General features: G+C 41.9%; 20 protein-coding genes. 14 read left to right on the top strand and 6 right to left on the bottom strand.

The features are described from left to right. Nucleotides 1–269 precede the first annotated feature (269 nt). Complete coding sequence (locus PSF67_RS08675; protein ID WP_102139105.1) at nt 270–791, top strand: single-stranded DNA-binding protein; 522 nt, start codon at nt 270–272, stop codon at nt 789–791. Nucleotides 792–872: 81 nt separating this feature from the next. Here the strand turns inward: PSF67_RS08675 and PSF67_RS08680 are convergent, their stop codons facing one another. Then, nucleotides 873–1082 carry an IS3 family transposase gene (locus tag PSF67_RS08680; RefSeq protein WP_166267323.1) on the bottom strand — a complete coding sequence of 70 codons (210 nt, stop codon included), beginning with the start codon at nt 1080–1082 and terminating at the stop codon, nt 873–875. A gap of 178 nt (nt 1083–1260) precedes the next feature. On the opposite strand from PSF67_RS08680, the gene PSF67_RS08685 reads away from it, so the two are divergent. The 3 genes from PSF67_RS08685 (at nt 1261) to PSF67_RS08695 (ending at nt 5076) form a co-directional block, all read left to right on the top strand. Continuing rightward, nucleotides 1261–1485 carry a helix-turn-helix domain-containing protein gene (locus PSF67_RS08685; RefSeq protein WP_272676779.1) on the top strand — a complete coding sequence of 75 codons (225 nt, stop codon included), beginning with the start codon at nt 1261–1263 and terminating at the stop codon, nt 1483–1485. Between the two features lie 142 nt (nt 1486–1627). Further along, nucleotides 1628–3727 (top strand): RecQ family ATP-dependent DNA helicase, encoded by a 2100-nt coding sequence (locus PSF67_RS08690; RefSeq protein WP_272676780.1) that lies wholly within the window; start codon nt 1628–1630, stop codon nt 3725–3727. Further along, the gene (locus PSF67_RS08695) at nt 3724–5076 is read left to right on the top strand and encodes a DNA-processing protein DprA (protein ID WP_195698157.1); all 1353 of its coding nucleotides are present in this window, start codon (nt 3724–3726) and stop codon (nt 5074–5076) included. The genes PSF67_RS08690 and PSF67_RS08695 overlap by 4 nt, the downstream gene beginning before the upstream one ends. 630 nt (nt 5077–5706) lie before the next feature. Here PSF67_RS08695 and PSF67_RS08700 read toward each other — a convergent pair. Continuing rightward, on the bottom strand, nt 5707–6114 hold the full coding sequence (locus tag PSF67_RS08700; protein ID WP_102139104.1) for a helix-turn-helix domain-containing protein: 408 nt from the start codon (nt 6112–6114) through the stop codon (nt 5707–5709). Between the two features lie 242 nt (nt 6115–6356). Next, entirely contained in the window at nt 6357–7529 is a 1173-nt protein-coding gene (locus PSF67_RS08705) for an MFS transporter (protein ID WP_210848957.1), read from the bottom strand. Between the two features lie 331 nt (nt 7530–7860). Here PSF67_RS08705 and ivbL point away from each other — a divergent pair, with 331 nt between their 5' ends. From ivbL to PSF67_RS08725, 4 genes are all read left to right on the top strand, one after another. After that, a complete protein-coding gene (gene ivbL, locus PSF67_RS08710) occupies nt 7861–7950 on the top strand; it encodes an ilvB operon leader peptide IvbL (RefSeq protein ID WP_241098802.1) in 90 nt (29 codons plus the stop codon). Nucleotides 7951–8054: 104 nt separating this feature from the next. Beyond that, nucleotides 8055–9752, top strand: a complete 1698-nt coding sequence (gene ilvB / locus PSF67_RS08715; RefSeq protein WP_102139101.1) for an acetolactate synthase large subunit — start codon at nt 8055–8057, stop codon at nt 9750–9752. A 2-nt stretch (nt 9753–9754) separates the two neighbouring features. Next, entirely contained in the window at nt 9755–10039 is a 285-nt protein-coding gene (gene ilvN, locus PSF67_RS08720) for an acetolactate synthase small subunit (protein ID WP_102139100.1), read from the top strand. Nucleotides 10040–10232: 193 nt separating this feature from the next. After that, nucleotides 10233–10895 carry a hypothetical protein gene (locus PSF67_RS08725; RefSeq protein ID WP_210848958.1) on the top strand — a complete coding sequence of 221 codons (663 nt, stop codon included), beginning with the start codon at nt 10233–10235 and terminating at the stop codon, nt 10893–10895. On the opposite strand, the gene PSF67_RS08730 is transcribed toward PSF67_RS08725, so the two are convergent. Next, on the bottom strand, nt 10892–11449 hold the full coding sequence (locus PSF67_RS08730; RefSeq protein ID WP_102139098.1) for a helix-turn-helix domain-containing protein: 558 nt from the start codon (nt 11447–11449) through the stop codon (nt 10892–10894). The genes PSF67_RS08725 and PSF67_RS08730 overlap by 4 nt on opposite strands. Before the next feature lie 211 nt (nt 11450–11660). On the opposite strand from PSF67_RS08730, the gene PSF67_RS08735 reads away from it, so the two are divergent. Further along, nucleotides 11661–12413: a sulfite exporter TauE/SafE family protein gene (locus PSF67_RS08735; protein ID WP_102139097.1), complete on the top strand. Its 753-nt coding sequence runs from the start codon at nt 11661–11663 to the stop codon at nt 12411–12413. Nucleotides 12414–12507: 94 nt separating this feature from the next. Further along, nucleotides 12508–13791 (top strand): MFS transporter, encoded by a 1284-nt coding sequence (locus PSF67_RS08740; protein ID WP_331001562.1) that lies wholly within the window; start codon nt 12508–12510, stop codon nt 13789–13791. 45 nt (nt 13792–13836) lie between these two features. Here PSF67_RS08740 and PSF67_RS08745 read toward each other — a convergent pair whose 3' ends face one another. Then, nucleotides 13837–15525, bottom strand: coding sequence for an ArnT family glycosyltransferase (locus PSF67_RS08745; RefSeq protein WP_272676781.1), 1689 nt, complete (start codon nt 15523–15525; stop codon nt 13837–13839). Between the two features lie 607 nt (nt 15526–16132). Between PSF67_RS08745 and PSF67_RS08750 the strand changes: the two genes are divergently transcribed. The 3 genes from PSF67_RS08750 (at nt 16133) to PSF67_RS08760 (ending at nt 20347) form a co-directional block, all read left to right on the top strand. Beyond that, on the top strand, nt 16133–17479 hold the full coding sequence (locus tag PSF67_RS08750; protein WP_102139094.1) for an NCS2 family permease: 1347 nt from the start codon (nt 16133–16135) through the stop codon (nt 17477–17479). A gap of 261 nt (nt 17480–17740) precedes the next feature. Next, a complete protein-coding gene (locus PSF67_RS08755) occupies nt 17741–19390 on the top strand; it encodes a Na+/H+ antiporter (protein ID WP_102139093.1) in 1650 nt (549 codons plus the stop codon). Between the two features lie 57 nt (nt 19391–19447). Continuing rightward, on the top strand, nt 19448–20347 hold the full coding sequence (locus tag PSF67_RS08760; RefSeq protein ID WP_210844223.1) for a carboxylate/amino acid/amine transporter: 900 nt from the start codon (nt 19448–19450) through the stop codon (nt 20345–20347). Here PSF67_RS08760 and metR read toward each other — a convergent pair. Then, nucleotides 20232–21188 carry an HTH-type transcriptional regulator MetR gene (metR, locus tag PSF67_RS08765; RefSeq protein ID WP_272676782.1) on the bottom strand — a complete coding sequence of 319 codons (957 nt, stop codon included), beginning with the start codon at nt 21186–21188 and terminating at the stop codon, nt 20232–20234. The genes PSF67_RS08760 and metR overlap by 116 nt on opposite strands. Before the next feature lie 108 nt (nt 21189–21296). On the opposite strand from metR, the gene metE reads away from it, so the two are divergent. After that, the gene (gene metE, locus PSF67_RS08770) at nt 21297–23570 is read left to right on the top strand and encodes a 5-methyltetrahydropteroyltriglutamate--homocysteine S-methyltransferase (RefSeq protein ID WP_272676783.1); all 2274 of its coding nucleotides are present in this window, start codon (nt 21297–21299) and stop codon (nt 23568–23570) included. Nucleotides 23571–23581 lie beyond the last annotated feature (11 nt).

Consider the following 23581-nt stretch of genomic DNA (forward strand, 5'->3'; position numbering starts at 1 on the left):
CCTAGCCACTGTTTGAACTATTTAGAGTAAGGTTTTAATGGTGAAACAGAAAAACAGAAAAACAGCGATCTGAATTTATCGAAAAGATAGATGCTGTGCGAATTATTTTATGTCTATACTGAAAATTGGCACGGTAGAATTTCACCAAAAGTTGGAAAGCGTTTCGCAATAACGCTCAGTAGTTTCAATTTCGTGGTGCAAAAAAGCGAGGTCGTGGTAAACTTCACGGCTAATCCAGAGATTAAAATTCAATGCATCAGGAGTAATAAATGGCCAGCAGAGGCGTAAATAAAGTAATTCTTATCGGTAACCTAGGACAAGATCCAGAAATCCGTTATATGCCTAACGGCGGAGCTGTGGCAAACCTGACTCTGGCAACTTCTGAAAGTTGGCGTGACAAGCAAACCGGTGAGATGCGTGAAAAAACCGAATGGCACCGCGTGGTTATCTTCGGCAAACTTGCTGAGGTAGCAGGTGAATACCTGAAAAAAGGTTCACAAGTCTATATCGAAGGTTCTCTGCAAACACGTAAATGGCAAGACCAAAGTGGTCAAGACCGTTATTCGACAGAAGTTGTTGTGAATATCGGTGGATCAATGCAAATGTTAGGCGGCCGTGGCGGTGATGCACCATCACAAGGTCAAGGCGGCCAAGGCGGTTGGGGCCAACCTCAGCAGCCACAAGCAGCACAGCAATTTAGTGGCGGCGGAGCCCCTGCAGCACGCTCATCAGCGCCTGCTCCACAAACCAATGAACCACCAATGGACTTCGATGACGATATTCCGTTCTAGGATTTATCTTGGAGTTATTTTTAATAAATGAAAATTAAAGTCCTTTAATTGTGAAGTGCCCATAAAGTTGGACATTTTTAGCTAAGCGGCTTGTAAGGCCTGATTTCGATATTCAACCGGAGTCAGGCTTTTTAGTTTGGAGTTGGCCCATTTGGTATTGTAATACTCTATATATTCGTCAATTTTTTCAGTTAGTTCATCGGTATTTTGAAAATTATGTCCATGGTACATTTCTGGTTTTAATAGTCCGAATATGTTTCCAGTAGTATCAAAGTGGATTTTACCAGTCACAACGTCCATCACATAATCAATGGATTGGTCAAAAACATACCTGTCAACTATTATAAGGCAGACTACCAAAGAATGTTTGGTGATCAATAAGACTGAAAGTTTTTCTTACTTGATCTCCCTTCCAGATCCTATATATTGACATTTTGGTACTTTTTCGACATTGGTGAAGAATCTCGTCATGAGTAACTCCATATTGACTATCAAAGACGTGGCCGATTACCTCAAGGTGAATGAACGGACTATATACCGTTTGGCTGCAAGTGGTGAACTACCAGGCTTTAAAGTTGGTAACTCCTGGCGATTTAAACAAAGCGAGCTGGAGCAATATATCGCCGCCCAGCACAACCGAGCAAGAGTGAGTGAAGTCATTAAATCAGCAAGCAGTAGTTCAGACGATAACTAGAAATTTGGCCCGACGGCATAACTGGAAAACATCGAAGTAATTGAAAAACGACTGTGAAAATCTGCTGATGCCCTAAAGCCCACGACTAGCTACGGCTCAAACTTATGAGTAACGAGCTAACCATGTAAATCAAGGAGTGATCATGAATCGAGCCCAAGCCCAACAATTACTAAAAGCTGCCTTAGCTAATCCTGCCGCCGAATTCCGCGATGGCCAATGGGAAGCTATTGATGCATTGGTGAATCATCGTCAAAAGCTGTTAGTGGTGCAGCGCACCGGTTGGGGTAAAAGTTCGGTTTATTTTATTAGCACCAAAATATTCCGAGATCGGGGGATGGGACCGACTATTATCGTTTCGCCTTTGTTAGCTTTGATGCGTAACCAGATCGAATCGGCGCAGCGTTTGGGTATTGTCGCCGAGACCATGAACTCAAGCAATCAAAACGATTGGCAGGCGGTGACCCAGCGGGTTCTGAATAATCAAATCGATTGTTTGTTGATTTCCCCTGAGCGCTTGGCCAACGACAACTTTATCCAAACCGTGTTACAACCCATTGCCGATCGTATCGCTCTGATGGTGATTGATGAAGCGCATTGTATTTCGGACTGGGGTCATGACTTTCGCCCCGATTACCGTCGAATAGTGAATATTCTTCGCCAGTTGCCTGCCAATACGCCGGTACTGGGGACTACAGCAACAGCTAATAACCGTGTAGTTGAGGATATTCAAACTCAGCTTGGAACTATTCAAATCCATCGAGGCCAGTTGATCCGAGAAAGCCTTGCATTGCAGACTATGATATTGCCCGACCAGGCTTCTCGATTGGCTTGGTTGGCGCAGGTGATACCTACATTACCGAACACAGGTATCGTTTACACCTTAACAGTACGGGATGCCGAACAGGTAGCTGAATGGTTAAGTGATAATGGCATAGACGCCAGAGCTTATCACGGCAGCGTTAAAGCAGATGGTTTTGAAAATAGCAACTTATATCGACAGTATCTGGAGGAACTGCTGCTCAATAACCAGTTAAAGGTATTAGTAGCTACCACAGCCTTGGGGATGGGCTACGACAAACCGGATTTAAGTTTTGTTATTCACTATCAAGCGCCGGGCTCTATCGTTGCCTATTATCAGCAGGTAGGGCGCGCCGGTCGTGGTATTACTTATGCTGTAGGGATGTTGATGTCGGGTGTTGAAGATCAGGATATTCATGAATTTTTCCGCGACTCGGCTTTTCCTTCAGAGGAGCATGTTAATGAGATCTTGTCAGTTCTAGAGCAGAACGATGGTGTGTCGATCCGTAGCATTGAGGAGCAAACCAACCTTCGGCATGGCCAGATTGAAAAAGTATTAAAGCTGCTGAGCGTGGAAAACCCTGCACCTGTCATTAAAGACGGAAGTCGTTGGGTTAGAACACCGGTTCGTTACCAAATGGATCATGCCCGAATTGCTCACTTAACCGGGCAGCGGGAGAACGAATGGCAAGAGGTTCAGGCATATTTGAATGATACTGGCTGCAAAATGACTTTTCTGCGCCGGGCGCTGGATGATCTCGATCCTACGCCTTGCAATAAATGTTCATCTTGCCTAGGGCAGGCCGTCATCAATACTCCGATTGATCCTGCTTTGGTGCATCGTGCAGGTACCTTCCTTAAGCACGCGGAAATGGTGATTACCCCTAAAGCACAAGTGGCGGCCAATTCCTTTCTGGATTACGATTTTCATGGTAATCTACCCCAGCAACTTCGCGCACAAGAAGGCCGTGTTTTATCCCGCTGGGGGGATGCTGGCTGGGGTAGTACGGTTGCTGACAACAAGTATGCCGGGCGTTTCAGCGATGAGTTGGTTGAAGCCATGGCGGAAATGGTTCACCAACGTTGGCCGCTTAATCCTGCGCCACAGTGGGTGTGCTGCGTGCCGTCGCGTAATCATCCTGAACTGGTTCCGGATTTTGCACGTCGTCTGGCTGAACGATTAGGTCTACCATTTGTGGATGCAGTTAGCAAAGTCAAAGACAACCAGCCGCAAAAAGGCCAGCAGAATCGTTTCCATCAATGTCGCAATCTAGATGGCGCGTTTGCTGTAACTCAGCTTTATAGGGAACAGCCAGTTTTGTTAGTTGATGACATAGTAGACTCCGGCTGGACGCTGACGGTCATTGCAGCACTCTTACAGCAAGCAGGCAGCGGAGTAGTTTATCCTGTGGCACTAGCTTCATCTTCGGTGAAAGACTCATGATTGAATCCACTCTATTGTCACCTACGGCGCAAGCGACCTTGCTGCTGACCAGTTATTTTTCGAAAACTAGTAGCGAAGCTGCCAAGCCGCTGACTAATACGGAGTGGGGACGCTTTGCCTTATGGCTAAAAGAAAAGTCCACCACTCCCGCCGACTTGTTGATGACTGACCCGAAAGCATTGCTGCATGGTTGGTACGATGCGCGTATCAGCATGGAGAGAATCATTGAATTGTTGAGTCGTGGCCATAGCCTTGCACTGGCTATGGAAAAATGGCAACGGGCTGGTCTCTGGGTTGTAACCCGCTCAGATCCAGAATATCCAAAACGCCTAAAGCAACGGTTGAAAACCGATTGTCCGCCGGTGTTATTTGGCTGCGGTAATAAATCCTTGTTAAATGCAGGTGGCTTGGCGGTTATTGGCTCGCGAAATGCCAGTGAGCCTGATCTGGCCTTTACCGAACAGATAGGAGCGAAAGCCGCAGTAGAGGGTATTGCCATTGTTTCTGGCGGTGCACGGGGGGTCGACGAAACGGTAATGCAGGGTGCCATCAAACAAGGTGGAGTGGTGATCGGCATTATGGCCGATAGCCTGCTAAAGGCATCAACCAGCAGCAAGTGGCGAAAAGGGGTAATGGATGGTCATACTGTGTTGGTATCGCCTTTCTACCCTGAGGCAGGATTCAGTGTAGGTAACGCTATGGCCCGCAATAAATATATCTATTGCCTTGCGGATAGCTCTCTGGTGATTCACTCAGGTAAAAAAGGCGGTACACTAAACGGTGCAGAAGAAAATCTGAAAAAAACATGGGTGCCTCTGTGGGTTAAACAAACGACTGATAAAGATGCCGCGAATGCCGATTTGGTTGCCAAAGGTGGTCGTTGGCTGGAGGCAGACTCTCAAGCCTTCACTATTTCCGATTTAATGAGTAATGAAGGTGGCTGTGAGAATCAGGTAGAAGGGCAGATAGGCGATTTATTTTCCATGCCTGCTCAGTCGGAATTGTTTTTTCAGCCTCAGTCTAGTCCTGAGCCACAATCTGAGCTTGAAGAAGACGTTATCGAGTCAGAGCGTGAAATAGTCGTTAGCAAAAGTCAGGCAAATATTGAGACTATTCCAGAGCAGGCAACCAAAAGCGAAGCTACGCCAGCAGGGCCTGTCGATTTTTATCAGCTGTTTGCCTCCGAGCTTCAACAATTGGCTGAAAAGCCAGTTACCCTTGATACGCTAGTTGAAAGCACTCAGCTTCATAAGTCTCAGTTAACTGAATGGCTGAAACGCGCTGTTGATGATGGCGTGGTGAAGAAGCTCAATCGCCCGGTACGTTATCAAGTTAAGAATAATAAATAGAGGGATTTATTCATGATTATGAATAAATAGACGCTAGTTCAGGAAGTCATCGCAGTATAGTGGCCTGATTTTGGCTCCACAGTTAGTTGAGCAAAAATACTAAGGTTTGATATAGAGTTGAGGGTAAGAGTGGAAAATGGATTTTTTCACTGAGATCTTACTAGAATATGATTCAATGTTTGTTAAAAACAGCCCGCTTTCGAATACTTACCTATTTGATTTTGAGGGAGCAGCCTGAGTTGAGAAAGTGCTGTTAATGAAAGTGTCAAGATTCTACCTTTACGCTTGGGACAAATACTCCCAGAGTACCGGATCAGAAAGTTGATAATATTAGGCTTAACTAAACGGTTTTTTCTCTGCTTTATGTTAATTACTGTTCTACTTTGTTTGCTTATCAGAGTATGCAAATAAAATAAATAATAAAATTAAAATCATATATCCAGAAAATTATTTTTTATTAATATGGTAAACTAAATATAAAACTAAAACCTTAAGGATTTATTAATTTTAAATTAAAAGTTTCTTAAATGAATAGAAAATAAAAAAGCCCCAGTAATTAACTTACATAGGGCTTTGTATTGGTAGTGTTATTAAAAAAGGAAATATAAATTTTATTTTCATATTAGCGTATCAAGCTACTTTAGGTTCCAGTAGTAATGGGTCATTTTGACTTTCACCGGACAGTCGGTAGATTGACGGTGATGTACCTAAATAAGCTCTAAATCGCTTTGCAAAAGATTGCTGGGAGTCAAATTGGTATTTTAATGCAATATCAATAACCTGGAGTTCGGTGGAACATAGGTCTTTAGCGGCTTCACAGATCCTCCTTCGGCGAATATATTCACCTAAAGGCATACCAACGACTTTTCTAAATACTCTTTGTAAATGCCATTTTGTATATCCTGATTTTAGTGCGATATCATCAAGTAATAGACGACTGGTTAAGTTCATTTCAATCCAAACTAATATTTCATTAACAACTGTAGATTGAAATTCTGTGTATTTCCCATTGCAGGGAACAGGGATTTCTTTATACATAATATCTTCCTATTAGTTACTTTTTAATCTTATCCCTCATTCAGCCAATAGCCAATAAATAAATAGTAAACAAAGTTGAATACAGTTTGTTAATTGGCAAAATAGACAAAATACCGATTTTTAATTAGTTTATAGCCAGTGGAGTTTATCTTAAGGAGATATATTCATCATGATATCGATTAATAATAGATAAAACTATTAGGCTCTCTGAATATAAAACCATCGTACAGTGATGTAACTTTTCATTGGCGTTTGGGGATATATTTTTTGAGCTTCCAAAAACTAATTAAAATGGTGGTGGAAATGACTACAGATAGGGCATTCATCGTCTGCCAACCGAATATAAAGAAAAGAACTCCTGCCCCTAAGCTACCTATTCCTCCGAAGAAATAGATAAGAAAGTCGGTCATTCCTTGCACTTTAGCGCGTTCATGAGCTTCATAGGTATGTGGTAATAAGTTAGTGGTGCTAATTAAAATTAAATTCCAGGCGACACCGACAAAAATACCTGCCAACAAATAATTGTAAAAATGGTTACCTAGCAGGTTCATAGTAGCTGATAAAATTAACAATATGATACCGCAGAAAATAATGCGTTTTGCCCCTAAATGATGGATTAATGTTCCAGTGAAAAATGATGGTGCAAACATACCTAATACATGGAATTGAAATACAATCGCAATAGAGGAAAAGGCGAAATCATGTTGTTTCATGGATAACGGTATTGAGGCAAAGGTGAAAACCACAATGGCATATCCAACCGCGCTAACAATGGCGATTAATTTTAAAATAGGTTGTGAATACAATGCACTGTAGTTGCGTTTGACTAACGCTTCATCCGATGGCGTTTTCTCTATTTTCTTTAATGGCACAACTAATAATAGAATAAATGCGATCACATAGATGGCGGCTAACGTGATGAATGGCCCTGCAAACGGGTGCTCTGCAAAAAATCTTTGGGTAGTAATGGCTAATGTTGGGCCGATTAAGGCGGCAGCGATACCTCCACTCATGACAAGGCCAATAGCTTTTGCTCGCAAAGAAATTGGTGCTTCTTCGATAGCAGCAAAACGGAATTGTTGTGCAGTACCAATAGCAATACCAGTGAAAAATAACCCGATGGAAAAATAAACTAAATGGCTTTCTATCACGCCGAGAATAGAAAAGCCTGCGCCGATTAACCCACCGATATTACCAATAATAAAGCCTACTCTTCTCGAGTACTTTTGCATTAAAAACGCGATCGGAATAGTTGCTAAGATTAAGCCAACGTATTGGCTTACCAGTGGAATTGTCGCATACGTTGGGTTGATAGCCAGTTTTTCGCCAATAACCACTGCTACAGAAAGGACAATAGCATTTCCTGTGATAAATAATGCAAGTGTGATGGTTAACCACCAAACGGATTTTGGCATATACCCCTCTGTTTATTAATTAAAAATCAATTAGTTAATGTTTCCATCAAGGGCGAACCCCCTTGAGTTGGAGTAAAGGATACAACTTAAAGTTAACTTTAAGTCAAGGTTTTTGCTGGGATTTTGAATGGTGATTAATTCTATATTTTTTTATTTTTCTAGATAATATCTCTACTGGAATGGGGTGTGATGAATGTCGCAATTACCATTCCTTTGGAATAAAACAAGAAAAAATGATTGTCATGCTACGAAATTTATGTTTTCTTAAGAAAAGAAACTGAAAAATAATAATCAATAAATTAGACAGACTAAACAGGAAGAACCCGTGAACATGACTATTCATCATTCCAACCTACTACTAACCGCGCCACGTGCCGCGGTGGTCGTGCGTGTGGTGGTGGTCGTGGGCTTAGCGCCGTAACGGGTACAAATCAACGTAGATTTAGAAACCCCGCCGGCGCAAACCGAGCGGGGTTTTTTATTCACTTCTCGCTCGAGTCCGCAGGCTAGCAAAGGATAATTATGATGAGCGAATCGGGCACCACAACACCACATAAAACCCGCTTTACGGGTGCAGAATTAATCGTACATTTACTGGAAAAACACGGTATTACCATCGTTTCTGGCATTCCTGGGGGAGCGGCTTTGCCTTTTTATGATGCATTAGGGCAAAGCCAGAAAATCCGTCATATACTGGCTCGCCATGAGCAAGGAGCAGGTTTTATTGCTCAGGGAATTGCGCGTACCACAGGAAAAGCCGCAGTTTGTATCTCTTCAAGTGGGCCTGGGGCAACAAACTTAGTGACTGCTATTGCCGATGCAAAACTGGATTCTATCCCGCTGGTTTGTATTACGGCTCAAGTTTCTTCGTCAATGATTGGCACAGATGCTTTTCAAGAGGTTGATACCTATGGCATTTCGATTCCAGTGACGAAACATAATTATTTGGTTCGTAATATCAATGAATTGCCACAAGTGATTTGTGATGCTTTTCGTATTGCAGAGTCAGGCCGCCCTGGACCTGTTTGGATTGATATTCCAAAAGATGTTCAAACTGCCACAATTGAACTAACTGAAATACCAGAAGTATTACCGAAAGATAAAGCTCCTGCTTTTGACATGGAAAAAGTTCTGCAAGCGGCTGAAATGATTAATAACGCGAAACGTCCAGTATTGTATTTTGGTGGTGGGGTGATTAGCTCCGATTCTACAGAAACGGCAATCGCATTTGCGGAAAAAGCCTCATTACCAACAACCATGACCTTAATGGCACTTGGTACTATCCCGATGAGGCATCCGTTATATTTAGGTATGTTAGGTATGCACGCTGCGGCAAGTACTAACATGATAATGGAAGAATCGGATCTATTGATTGTTATTGGTGCACGCTTTGATGATAGGGCGATAGGCAAGGCAGAGAAATTTTGTCCTAACGCGAAAATCATCCATGTGGATATCGATAAAGCAGAAATCAGCAAAATTAAGCGCCCAGATATCGCTATTCATGCAGATGCGGGGCAAATATTGGAGCTGTTATTGCCTTTGGTTGAACGTAATGAGCGCGCTGATTGGATGGCGCAAGTAAATCAATTAAAAGAGAAATATCCACTGAATTTCAGTGATGCGGATAACCCGCTGAATCACTATGGCTTAGTTTTGTCTACAGCACGTGCGGCAGGTGAAGATGCAATTGTGACAACGGATGTTGGTCAGCATCAAATGTGGGCAGCTCAAGCTTATCCTCTGTCTCGTCCACGTCAATGGCTGACATCAGGAGGGTTAGGTACCATGGGGTTTGGTCTGCCTGCTGCGATAGGCGCGGCGTTAGCAAAACCTGAAAAAACGATAGTGTGCTTTTCTGGTGATGGCAGTTTGATGATGAATATTCAAGAACTGGCAACCGCAGCGGAACATCAGTTAAATATCAAAATCATTTTAATGAATAACCAAGCATTAGGAATGGTTCATCAACAACAAGATTTATTTTTTGAAAACCGCATATTTGCTGCAGCTTATCCGTACCAAACTGACTTTATCAAAATTGCGGCAGGGTTTGGTTTGCAAACTTGCGATTTAAATAATGAAGCAGACCCTGAAATGGCGTTAGAAGCGATAATGAATACCAAAGGTCCATGTTTGATCCATGCCTTGATTGATGTTAATCAGAAGGTATATCCAATGGTTCCACCGGGTGCAGCTAACATTGATATGATTGGAGCGTAATTATGGTATTTGAACATCATCCGATTGCTTTAGAGCTAATCGTTCGTAACCACCCAGGTGTAATGTCACATATTTGTGGTTTATTTGCCCGTAGAGCATTTAACGTTGATGGCATTCTCTGTATGCCGATTAAAGATAAAGATGAAAGCCGTATATGGCTATTAGTACAAAAAGATGAGCGCTTGTCGCAAATGATTAACCAAGTTGAAAAACTAGAAGATGTTCGAGAAGTACGCTTTAGTGATGATTTGCGCCTCTTCGAAACAATGGAAAGTTATTTGCAGTAATTCTGAGATTAAGTTTATGACCGAATAGCCCATTCAACTGTGTGGGCTATTTTTGTTTGATATTTAATCATAGTGTTAAATGGGGTTTCCTAAAGCGAACGAAAATGATATAAATTCAGTTGTTGAACAATAATTTTTCGAATGTATTGTGGGTTTCTATTTGGTAAATTGAATAACAAACAGGTATGAATCTATGCAAAATAACATCTATTTATCGAACACTTATCAGTATGAAATCGAAACTTCCTTACTGGCGCAAGGGGAAGATGATGAGGGGCATTGGGTTGCTTTAAAAGATAATATTTTCCACCCACAAGGTGGTGGGCAACCCATGGACACAGCTTGGGTGAATGATATTACTGTTCGTATTAAGAAACAATTGGGTGGCTTGATTGTGGCATACTTACCAGAACATGTCATTTTGAGCCAAGATAGCAATGTGGTTGCAAGGGTCGATAAGGAAAAACGTCAGCGTTATGCGGCGCTACATACTGCTGGTCACTTGCTGAATTGGGAATTACGTCGCTTTGGTTGGCTTGCACAAAAAGGCCATCACTTTCCTGATGAATCACGGGTGGAATTTAGCATGATGGAAGGGGATGTCACGCCTTTTGAAGAGCTAGATAGCCAATACATTGAAGATATTGTTAACCAAAGCCTTCATAGTGGGCGAGCCGTTGCAATAAAGCAAAAGGGGGATTTGCGGATCAGCTATATCGACCAAACTGAAGAAATGCCTTGTGGTGGAACACATGTTTCTTCGCTAGATAACATTCAGCATTTTTCAATTAAGTCGATGAAATTTAAAAAGGGGACGTTGCGCATTAGTTATGATGCACAACATGCCGCAATTTAAACGCTATCACTAAGGTGAGAGTAAGTCATGACGACGGTTGCTTGCAGCTCTCCCTCCATACAGAGATAACTATGTGGGAAATCACCACTGAAAGCATAAAAATCTCCCGCTTCTAAGACGATATTTTGGTCGTCATGTAGCCGTAACATGAGTGAGCCAGAATTCACCATAATGTGTTCGTGGGTTCCACTCATATGGGCGGGGCTATTAATGATAGCGCCTCTCTTCATGGTTAATTGCCAAATTTCAGAGATATTTCCCATGCTAATGCGAAACTTAAACTGTTGTGAATACTCTTTTTCATTGGGAGTGGCTTTGAGAAAATAGGGATAGGCCTCATGTTGCCGTGTAAACAGATCGCTTAGTGGAAAGCGCAGGGCAATGGCAATCGACTCTAATGTATCAATGCGTGGGTTTGAATCGCCAGATTCCAACTTGGATAAAGCCGCTTTAGAGATCCCCGATAGACGAGATAGCTCGTTTAGTGAAAGATCTCTTGCTTGCCTAAGTAAACGAATTTTCTGCCCGATTTTTAAATTAATTTTTTTATCCACAATGTGTCTTTACCTGAATTTTAATTTATTGTGCTAGTTCTGTATCACTCAGTGAAGCAAATTATACACTCTTAGTTGTATATTGTATTTAAAGTGGCTATTTTGTTTTTTGATATAGATTTGAAATTTAAAACCCGACAAAAATAAAACTATTTTCTGTATTTGAAAGAACCTATAGTGAGGACGTTAAAAAACGTCTGGAGTTAAGGTCATGCCGTTTGAATTATTATCATTAGAAATGGCGATTTGTTTCTCAACGCTACTTTTTGCTTATTTGGTTTTTGGTATGGCGGGGTTTGGTTCGGCCCTCATTGCAACCCCTGTGTTAGCCATGTATTTGCCATTAAATATGATTGTTCCAATTCTTGCGCTAATTGATCTAACCGCCGCAGTTTTGAACTTATTTAAAGATGGTAAAAATGCGGATTATCAGGAAATTAAATGGATAATTCCATTAATGATAGTAGGGAGTTTAGTTGGCGCTGCGATTTTATTAAAAACACGCCCCGATATACTCGTATTATTACTTGGGTTATTTGTTGTAGGTTATGTATTACACGCATTCTTTTCTAAAAAATCAAAATTACCCTTTTCAAAGGCATTGGTTGTCCCATTTAGTTTAGTGGGCGGTGTTTTTAGTGCTTTATTTGGTAGTGGTGGTTTTATCTATGCCATGTATTTATCGAGCCGAATTGAAGATAAACAACGTTTTCGACTCACTCAAATGACGTTAATTGGGTTTAGCACGCTAACTCGAGTGGTGATATTTTTGGTGATGGGAGTGTATCTCAATCTGGATATTTTATTGATTGCCTTAGCGTTTTCTCCTGCTATGTTAATCGGTACGTGGGTTGGGCGGCATATAACATTAAAAATTTCACGTGAAAGTTTTTTAAAATTTATTAATGTTATTATTTTATTATCAGGTATTGCTCTGCTTTATCGATATTTTTTCGTCCTTTAAGTATTTAGAATATTAAAAATAGTTTTATAAAGATAAATAGCAGAATATATAGGCCGTGTTACAATCACTGCGAACATTATTGGTTTTACTAATAATGATGTGGTTTTTTATTTCTCATAACAATCTATTTTATGGAGTTAAAGTCTGTTATTTTGTTAAAAAGAAACAGATTAATTTCAACATGAGCTCTGATAATCAGCGTTTACAACATTTTCGTCGTTCCCCATCCTTTGCTATTTTTACCATCACAATGAGTATTGCTGTCATTGGTATCGTTATTGGGCTAAGTATTCCAATGGTAGCGCTTAGGCTAAATAATTATGGTATCAATGAGTTGTATATTGGCATTATTTCAGCTGCACCTGCATTAGGCATGTTTTTAATTGCACCTGTCGTTCAACGCATTGTGCGTTGGTCAGGTAAGCGAAAAGCAATGCTATTGGCAACGATTGTTTCTGCCATTAGCTTATTACCATTATTGAGCACATTACCTCTTTGGTTATTATTTCCGTTACGGTTAGTAACAGGCTTGGCGAGCGGTGTGCTGATTTGCTTGGGTGAAACGTGGATTAACGAATTATCGCCTGAAAATAAACGGGGCCGTATTTTGGCAATTTACACCACTGTATTCACAGTAAGCCAACTACTCGGGCCTTCCTTTATTGCTTATTATGGTGTGGAAGATAAATCCCCTTTATTGATTTGTACGTTGATCCATTTGATCTCTGTGGCACTATTTATTTTAATGGACCAAAAAGTCGGTGACCGTTTAGCCGAAAATGCCGAAAAATCTAATTTTTCAATTGTTCAATTTGTGAAAATTGCACCGGGTATTTGTGGCGGAATTTTATTTTTTGCCTTTTTTGATGGAACCATTTTATCGATATTCCCAATCTATGGCATGGGAATGGGTCATACAGAAGCGGTTGCCGCATTAATGATCAGCGCTATTCTTGCTGGGGATGCCATTATGCAACTTCCTTTCGGCTGGCTAGCAGACCATATGAATAGAGAAAAATTGTACCGAATCTGTGGCATTATCACACTTGCAGCCAGTCTATTATTGCCTTTCCTTATAACTCAACCTTATCTGATTTGGGTATTACTGTTTGTCTTAGGGGCGACAGCAGGGGCAATTTATACTATTGCGTTGGTGCAAATCGGCCAATATTTCAAAGGGAACGAGTTGATCATTGCTAATGCTGCGGCTGCCATGCTGTGGGGAATTGGTAATTTATCAGGGCCACTTCTTGCGGGAATTGCGACTTCAATCTCACCTGTAGGCTTACCGGTGTTATTGGTTCTGTCTGTGACTGTATTTTTATGGTTCACACGAGAAAAATACAGTGCCCAAAAAGTTGAGCAAGTTACCCAATAAGCTCATTTGCGGTGCTCTACTCAGCCAGCGAGCACCGCAAATAAATTACTCAATAACTTTATACACAACGAGGTTTTCTCTGAATTCATCCGGCCGATGATTGTGCCAGAATAATTCCATGCCTTGCGGTGCAGGTTTAATCGTTTTTGAGAGTACAATTAGCCAGCGGCATTGTTCCGGTTTTTCAAACCGATCTTGGCGTTGGTGTAATACCCCCGCGTAGTAGTAGAGCATCGGTGCTTCAGATTCACCAATATTATCAGATGCCATACAATCATTTTCTGTAAATTGGCCAGTTAAATGCTGGTCTAAATCGACAAAAACCCCTTCGAAACCTTTTGCATAGTCTATCCACCCCAAAAATAAGGTTAAAATTACCCCCCAAACAGCACATAAGCCTAATAACCAGTTTTTCATCATATGAAAAGCAGGTGGCATAAAGTTTGGAATAATTTTATTGCGTAAAAACCATACCAATGTAATCAACAGAGCACAGATGAATACAACGGGAGAAAATGCCATTTGGTAGCTCATAGGGAGCCAGCGGCCAAATGGAGCTAGCCATTCTTGTTGATAGCCAGCCAAAGAGATGAAATAGCAGACCCATAAAAAAAGAATAAGTACAGACCACAAAACAGCTGCAAAGCGGGCAATATTATTGAGGAGCTTTTCTGGGAAACAAAATAGTGTCTGGCTTCCTAATATGGCCATGGGGGCAATAAAAGGCAGTAAATATAACGCCCGACCAGAAGCTGAAATCTGTAAAAAAACGATACCTAATAAAGGAAATAGCGCCAATAGAAACTCGTTAGAATTAAATAAACGCTTAACCGGATGCCTTAGAAAATAAGCAACAGCCAGTAAACCAGAAGGAAAGGCAAATAAGGAAACTGCCGCAGGGATCCGGGTTAAATTAGCTTTTGCCCCTAATTTTTCAACCGAAAAACCAAAGAAGCGGCCGATATTATTTTCCCAAAACCACACGATAAACAAATCAGGGTGTTGAAGGTACAGTTGGATAGGCCAAGGTAAAATCGCGATAAAGGCAATTAACCCTGCAGTTAAGCTGTATAACCAAAATTGCTTAGTTCGGCATTGAGCGAGAAAAATTGGCGATAAAAATAGGCAGATCCAGAGAACACCAGGGATAAAAACACCTTTTGACAACATGGTGACGATGGTTCCAAGGGATAACCAAAGTGCAGACATGTGCATTTTTTGTTGTTGTATCAGCCCTAATAACCCATACAAGCCAATAGTCGTCCCTGCCATCAGCGCAACATCGGTAAACATATCATGGCTATGCCTGATAACACCGGGGGCACAAGCATACAGTGCAAAAGCGACCCAAATACGGGTATCGGTGAAGTCTTTGGCATGGAAAAAACGGCGCGCCAAAAGAATAAAAAATGAAAAATTGATCACCGAAAAAAATAAGCTTGCACTACGGGCGGCATCATAAAGTGGGATAAAACTTGAAAACAAATGAGAGGTAATTGCTGCAACCCAATAATAAAGCGGAGGTTTTTCCATAAACGGCTCGCCCGCATTTGTGGGGACTAACCATTTACCTGTTTCATACATAGTTTGAATAATACCAAAACTATAATTTTCATCTTGCTTCCAAGGGCTATGACTATATATTCCTGGTAATAAATACATAGCAAGAAAACTAATGAAAAGTAATAAAATACTCCGCTGTAATATGATTAATGGTGCATTTTTATTTGGCATTTTAATGTGTTTTTACTGGATTAAATTGAAACTATAACTGCAGTTGATAATAATTGAGATTATATACTTAAATATATATTTACTCAGTGAGTGATGGTTGTTTTTTTTATAAAAAAACAATAGGGAACGTATTTTTAGGTACGTTTTTAAATAACGCATATTACCACCAATAAATAAATTTTCAGCTATTCGTTTTGTAAGAAAATATTCTAGGATTGTATCAAAAAAATAACCGTACTTTTTAAACAGACACTATATGAAAGGTATTTAGCTATTTTTACGTAAGGTAAATGTAACTAAAAAGAATTGTTATTTGAAAATAATGTTCATTACATAAGAACCTGGGTATTTAGATGTTAAAAAACAGTTAGTGGGTAAGAAATGCTAAAAATACTTGATCATTCCCCCTGTTTAGAATGATAATTGCTCCCCTCACAATATGTTTTATTCTAGTTTTAAAGCCAAACGATTGCGCAGCTGTTTTTATTGGGTTTTTTTCCCAGTTAGTTTGTTTTTTCTGAAAAACGTAATCGTTTACGTCGATATATAGATTAGTTGTTAGCAGTACTTGAGTGCTTTCGTTTTCCATTAACAGCAGAGGTATACCATGTCAGGCCAACAGGCTTCATCCAGTTGCAAATTGGATTCATTTTTCAAGATAACAGCGCGCGGCTCTTCAGTTCGCCGTGAAATCATTGCAGGGTTAACCACATTCTTAGCGATGGTTTATTCTGTCATCGTTGTACCTGGCATGTTAGGGCAAGCAGGGTTCCCTCCAACTGCGGTATTTATTGCAACCTGCTTAGTGGCTGGCTTTGGCTCTTTATTAATGGGGTTATGGGCCAATTTACCGATGGCGATTGGTTGTGCGATTTCACTCACTGCATTTACTGCATTCAGTCTGGTGTTAGGGCAGCAAATTAGTATTCCTGTGGCACTAGGCGCTGTATTTTTAATGGGGTGTTTGTTCACCATCATTTCTGTTACAGGTATTCGTAGTTGGATTTTACGCAATATGCCAATGGGTATTGCACATGGTACAGGTATTGGTATCGGTTTATTTTTACTGTTAATCGCTGCTAATGGGGTGGGTTTAGTGATCAAAAACCCAAATGCAGGCCTGCCTGTTGCTCTGGGTGAATTTACGTCTTTCCCTGTCTTGATGTCACTCATTGGGTTAGCGGTCATTTTTGGTTTAGAAAAACGTCGCGTTCCGGGTGGTGTGCTCCTTGTTATTATTGCGATTTCAATTATTGGTTTAATTTTTGATCCTGCTGTGAAATATCAGGGCTTCTTCAAGTTGCCTTCATTGGGTGATGACGGGCTCTCATTGGTTTTTAATATGGATATCATGGGTGCATTACAGCCAATGGTATTGCCAAGCTTGCTTGCATTAGTGATGACGGCAGTTTTTGATGCGACAGGTACTATCCGCGCAGTGGCGGGACAAGCGAATTTATTGGATAAAGACGGCCAAATTATTGATGGTGGTAAAGCATTAACAGCAGACTCCGTGAGCAGTATTTTTGCGGGGGCGATTGGTGCATCTCCTGCGGCGGTATATATTGAATCTGCGGCAGGTACCGCTGCGGGTGGTCGTACCGGTTTAACCGCAGTGGTGGTTGGCGTACTATTCTTATTGATTCTCTTTTTATCGCCACTCTCTTATTTGGTGCCTGCCTATGCAACGGCTCCTGCATTGATGTATGTTGGGCTTTTAATGCTCAGTAATGTTTCTAAGCTTGATTTTGATGATTTTGTGGATTCAATGTCTGGCTTATTATGTGCGGTGTTCATTGTTCTGACTTGTAATATTGTCACAGGTATCATGTTGGGCTTTGCCGCTTTGGTTATCGGCCGTATTTGTGCAGGTGAATGGCGCAAATTGAATATTGGTACTGTCATTATTGCGGTACTTTTAGTGGCATTTTACGCTTCAGGATTAGCAATCTAAAGTGAATTGCTTCAAGAAGGTGGCCAATGTTGCCACCTTTTTAACTTATTGTATTAATTAATCGTAAAGTCTTAATTTTTTCCCCGAAAATGGATGGCTAGGGATAAAATAGAGAGAAGGCAGTTAATCAAGTGGCTGTGTATGACTTCCACTGGTGGCTGGCTTGGTCTCAATTATCATGGTCTGGACGGTGCTATCTCTTACTATGCGGCGGCAGGCAATTCTTGGTTCTAGTCGCTAGGTTAATTCAGTAAGGGCAACATGGAAATTTTCTTTACTATTCTTATTTTGATTTTAGCTGTCTCTGTTTCAGGGGTGGCCGCTAAAATTCTTCCTATTCGTATTCCTCTTCCTCTCATTCAAATCGCTATTGGTGCGCTATTGGCTTGGCCACAATTTGGCCTACATGTCACCTTTGACCCAGAACTTTTTATGGTTCTGTTAATCCCACCTTTGCTGTTTGTTGATGGATGGAAAACGCCAACCCGTGAGTTCTTTCAAAACGGTCGAGAAATTTTTATTTTAGTGTTGGTTCTCGTATTGGTTACGGTTATTGGGATAGGTTATTTAATTTATTGGTTGATGCCCGGTATTCCATTGATTGCTGCGTTTGCTCTAGCGGCTGTATTATCGCCCACCGATGCCGTTGCATTATCTTCCATTGTTGGAAAAGGGCGTATTCCTAAACGGATGATGAGTGTGCTAGAAGGAGAGGCATTGATGAATGATGCCTCTGGTCTGGTTGCATTAAAATTTGCGGTAGCAATTGCCATGGGAACCATGGTGTTTAGCGCCTCTGGCGTTACCATTGAATTTTTCAAAGTTGCGGTTGGCGGGCTACTCGCAGGTATCATCGTGACTTGGCTATACAGTAAATCATTACGTCTAATGAGCCGCTGGAGCGGTGATGACCCTGCAACCCAAATTGTATTTATGCTATTGCTGCCATTTGCATCATACATGATTGCGGAACATATTGGTTTTTCAGGTATTTTAGCTGCCGTTGCGGCGGGTATGACCATTACAAAATCGGGGGTTATCCGTAACGCTCCATTAGCGATGAGGCTACGTGCTGATAGCGTTTGGTCGATGCTTGAATTTGTCTTTAACGGGTTGGTTTTCATCATGTTAGGGCTTCAATTGCCCGGTATTTGGGAAACGTCTGTTATCCAAGCGGATCTCGACCCAAGCGTAGAAACGTGGATGCTATTTGCCGCGGTGGCAATTATCTATTTTGCTTTACTGCTATTGCGTTTTTGTTGGCTATGGCTGATGAAAAGGTTTAGCCGTTTGTTCTTAAAGAAAAGGCCACTGCAGTTTGCGAACTATACCGTGCGTGAGCTTTGGCTTGCCTCTTTTGCAGGGGTACGCGGGGCGATCACCTTAGCGGGTGTGCTCTCTATCCCGTTATTTTTAACGGATGGCTCGCCATTCCCTGCGCGTTACCAGTTAGTATTTATTGCCGCGGGGGTTATCTTATTTTCCATTTTTGCAGGTGTGGTCGCTTTACCGCTTCTGCTGCGTAATTTTAAAGTGGGCGACAAAGAAGCCGATGCCAATGAAATCCGCATGGCAAAAGCCGCAATGGCTGAAGTGGCGATTGTCAGCTTAAATAAGATGCAGGAACGTTTATCTGCTGACGTTGATGAAAAACTCGACTCAGAAGATATCAGTGAAGTTGCTTCCCGTGTGACGGGTTATTTAAGACGACGTACGGCAGGGCAAGATGAAATTGACCATAATCTGCTGATAGAAGACCTTGAGCGACGTTTTCGTTTAACGGCTTTACGTGCTGAGCGTGGTGAGCTTTATCACTTGCGTGCCACCAAGAAAATCAGTAATGAAACGCTACAAACGCTGTTGGTCGATCTGGACTTATTAGAAGCCGTCTTGATCGAAAAAGAGCATTAAAACCAAAAAGCGAGTATTCTAGCCAACATTCTTAAGTTTGGGGCGAAATACAGCATTATGTGGTTACTTGTTATCACGACGCTGCTTTGGGCAGCGTCGTTTAGTCTTATCGGCGAATACCTTGCGGGCCAAGTAGATAGTTGGTTCTCAGTATTAGTGCGGGTTGCACTGGCTTCGCTGGTTTTTTTACCTTTCCTACGTTGGCGCCAATTTAGCGCTAAAGTGATTGCGCTCTATATGCTAGTGGGCGCTTGCCAACTTGGCATCATGTACCTGTTTGTATTCCATGCTTATCAATACCTTACTGTTGCTGAATTTTTGCTTTTTACAGTGTTAACACCGCTATACGTCACGTTAATTTATGACTTATTAGAACGGCAGAAGCTGCGTAAAGGCTACCTGTTTAGCTCATTATTAGCGGTGATTGGTGCGGCAATTATTCGTTATGACCACTTGAGTGAATCTTTTTGGTTAGGTTTACTTTTTGTGCAGTTGGCTAATATCTTTTTTGCGATTGGACAGGTGGGGTATAAACGTCTGATGGAGATACATCCAATCCCTCAACATCAGGCTTTCTCATGGTTTTACCTTGGTGCAACGCTAGTTGCATTGCTTGGATGGCTGCTATTTGGTAATAAATCGATGATGCCGACAACGACTCTCCAGTGGGGCGTCTTATTGTGGCTGGGTATTGCAGCTTCAGGCATTGGCTACTTTATGTGGAACTATGGCGCAACCAAAGTGGATGCCGGAACCCTTGCTATTATGAATAACATGATGGTCCCAGCGGGGTTATTAGTGAATTTTGCTATCTGGCAACAACACCCGGATTGGCTGAGTTTTACCATAGGATCGAGCCTAATAGTTGCTTCTCTTTGGGTGCATAAGCGTTGGATCCTTTCGCGGCCTTCACATAAGACAAGTACTCCACAGCGTGATCCGTCGTCGCCTCAGTAAATGCTTCAATAGCTGGCTGGCGCTGTTCTCCTTCACGGCAGGCCGCATACAGCCGGCTCCACAAACCGCTACCCAAGGTTTTGGTTTTTATTAGCCCTTGTTTTTCAAATGAATCAACCGCCCAGTGAGGAAGTGCAGCGATACCCATTTTAGCAGCGACCATTTGGATTAAAATTAATGTGTTATCGACATTTTTTACGTTAGGTGACACACCCGCAGGTTGCAGAAAATGGCGCCACACATCGAAGCGATCCCGTTGTACTGGGTAGATAAGCAACGTTTCATCTGCCAAGTCATGGGGGTCAATATGTGGTTTCTTGGCTAGAGGGTGGTCGTTCGCCACAATCAATTTCACTTCATAATCAAACATTGGCGTATAGTGGATGCCTTGATCTGGCAAGATGTCAGAAGTCATCACAATATCCAATTCCCTTGAGAGCAATTCAGGTTGTGGGTCGAAGGCCACCCCAGATTTAAAATCCACACTAACTTGTGGCCAAGTTTGTCTGAATTGCTGTAGTGCAGGGGTCAACCACTGAATGCAGCTATGGCATTCAATCGCGATGCGTAACGCACAAACCCTAGGCTCATTACATACTCGAATAGCATCTTTCACTAATGGCAGGACTTGTTGTGCCAACTGTAATAAGACTTCCCCTTGTGGCGTAAAGCGCAAAGGTTGGCTTTTACGAATAAATAACCGGAAACCTAGCCGATGCTCTAAATCACTAAATTGGTGTGATAAAGCAGACTGTGTCTGGTGCAAGTGTGTTGCTGTTGCCGCTAATGAACCGTATTGGCTGAGCGCTTGCAATGTTTTTAAATGTTTTAGTTCGATCATGAGAAACCTTCACGGTGACAATGAAAAATTTGCGCTTGTGCTTTATACAGTACCTGTTGATTATGGATGTGTAAACATCTAGACGGCTAAATATTTTAAGGGGTCAATATGTCTGTTATAAATCATACACTTGGTTTTCCACGTGTCGGTCTAAAAAGAGAGCTAAAACGTGCACAAGAAGATTATTGGGCAGGCAAGATTGACCAAGCCGCGCTATTAGAAACCGGTTATCAGTTACGTGCGCGCCATTGGCAACAACAAAAAAGTGCAGGTGTTGAGCTATTACCCGTTGGTGATTTCGCTTGGTATGACCAAGTGCTGACAACCAGTTTGCTATTGGGCAATGTGCCGCCACGCCATCAAAATGAAGATGGTTCGATTGATTTAGATACCTTATTTCGTGTTGCTCGTGGTCGCGCACCAACGGGCAAACCCGCTCCCGCAGGTGAGATGACGAAGTGGTTTAATACGAACTACCACTACATCGTGCCTGAATTTCAAAAAGGGCAACAATTTTCCCTGTCTTGGACACAACTGTTTGATGAAGTCGATGAGGCATTAGCATTAGGCCACAAGGTAAAACCCGTTATCATTGGCCCTATAACCTACCTCTGGTTAGGTAAAGTGAAAGGTGAACCATTCGACCGCTTATCATTATTGAATGAATTATTACCTGTATATCAGGAGATCTTGTCTCGCTTAGCAGAAAAAGGCCTTGAGTGGGTACAAATTGATGAGCCTGCATTAGTGTTAGATTTGCCAGAGCAATGGCAGCAAGCTTATCAGCACGCATATCAAGCGCTGTCAGGTCATATAAAGCTGTTGTTAACCACCTATTTTGATGGTGTGAGCCACCATTTAGACTTGATTAAGCAATTGCCAGTGCAAGGTTTACATGTTGATGTGGTCGCAGGCGCTGATGATATTGAAAAACTACATCAAGTGCTGCCCGCAGATTGGGTATTATCACTGGGAATTATTAATGGTCGTAATGTATGGAAGGCGGACTTAGGTGAAAAATTTTTACAGGTGAAACCGCTCTTAGGTCAGCGTGATATATGGGTAGGAACGTCATGTTCATTACTGCATAGCCCAATCGACTTAAATGATGAGACGCGTTTAGATACCGAAGTAAAAAGCTGGTTCGCTTTTGCTATCCAAAAATGCGAAGAACTTGCTCTGTTAACTAAAGCGTTAAATCAGCCAACAGACAGTCACATTGCTGAATTAGAGACATACAGTGCGCCTATTCGAGCGCGTAAAACATCAACTCGAGTGAATAATGCATCAGTGGCTCAGCGTCTGGCTGCAATCAGTGAAGGGGATACTGAGCGTTATAGCCCATATCCACAGCGAGCAGCGCGCCAACGTCAACGCTTTAACTTACCATTATGGCCGACCACCACGATTGGTTCTTTCCCACAAACCAGTGAAATTAGAACGCTACGTTTAGATTTCAAAAAAGGAAATGTGGATAAAACCTACTATCGCACCAATATTAGTGAACATATTAAGCAAGCTATTAAAGAACAAGAAATTTTAGATATCGACGTTCTTGTGCATGGCGAAGCTGAACGTAATGACATGGTGGAATACTTTGGTGAGCACTTTGATGGTTATGTATTTACCCAAAATGGTTGGGTTCAAAGCTATGGCTCACGTTGCGTTAAGCCCCCAGTGATTATTGGTGATATTAGTCGCCCAGAAGCGATAACCGTGGAGTGGGCAAAATACGCTCAGTCCTTAACGGAGAAACCGGTCAAAGGGATGTTAACTGGCCCTGTCACTATTCTGTGTTGGTCATTCCCACGTGAAGATGTTAGCCGTGAAACGATTGCTAAACAGATTGCGCTAGCGTTACGTGATGAAGTCGATGACTTACAAAAAGCGGGGATCGGTATTATTCAAATCGATGAGCCTGCACTGCGTGAAGGGTTACCATTGCGCAGAGATGAGTGGGCGGCTTACCTCAAATGGGCAGTTGACGCCTTCAAGCTTAGTGCTGCGATTGCTGATGATGACACGCAAATTCACACTCATATGTGCTATTGCGAGTTTAATGACATCATGGATTCTATTGCGGCTCTGGATGCTGACGTGATCACGATTGAAACATCACGTTCAGATATGGATCTGTTAGACGCATTCGAAGATTTTGATTATCCAAATGAAATTGGTCCCGGTGTCTATGATATTCACTCACCAAATGTACCTAATGTGGAATGGATTGTTGCATTATTAAGAAAGGCGGCGAAGCGTGTCCCGGTGGAACGTTTATGGGTTAACCCAGATTGTGGCTTAAAAACTCGCGGCTGGCCAGAAACTCGCCAAGCATTAGCCAACATGGTTGAGGCAGCGAAACAGCTTAGAAATGAGCAGTAAAATGGTGATCA

The sequence above is a fragment of the Providencia sp. PROV076 genome, from assembly GCF_028483405.1.
Lineage (GTDB): Bacteria > Pseudomonadota > Gammaproteobacteria > Enterobacterales > Enterobacteriaceae > Providencia > Providencia huaxiensis.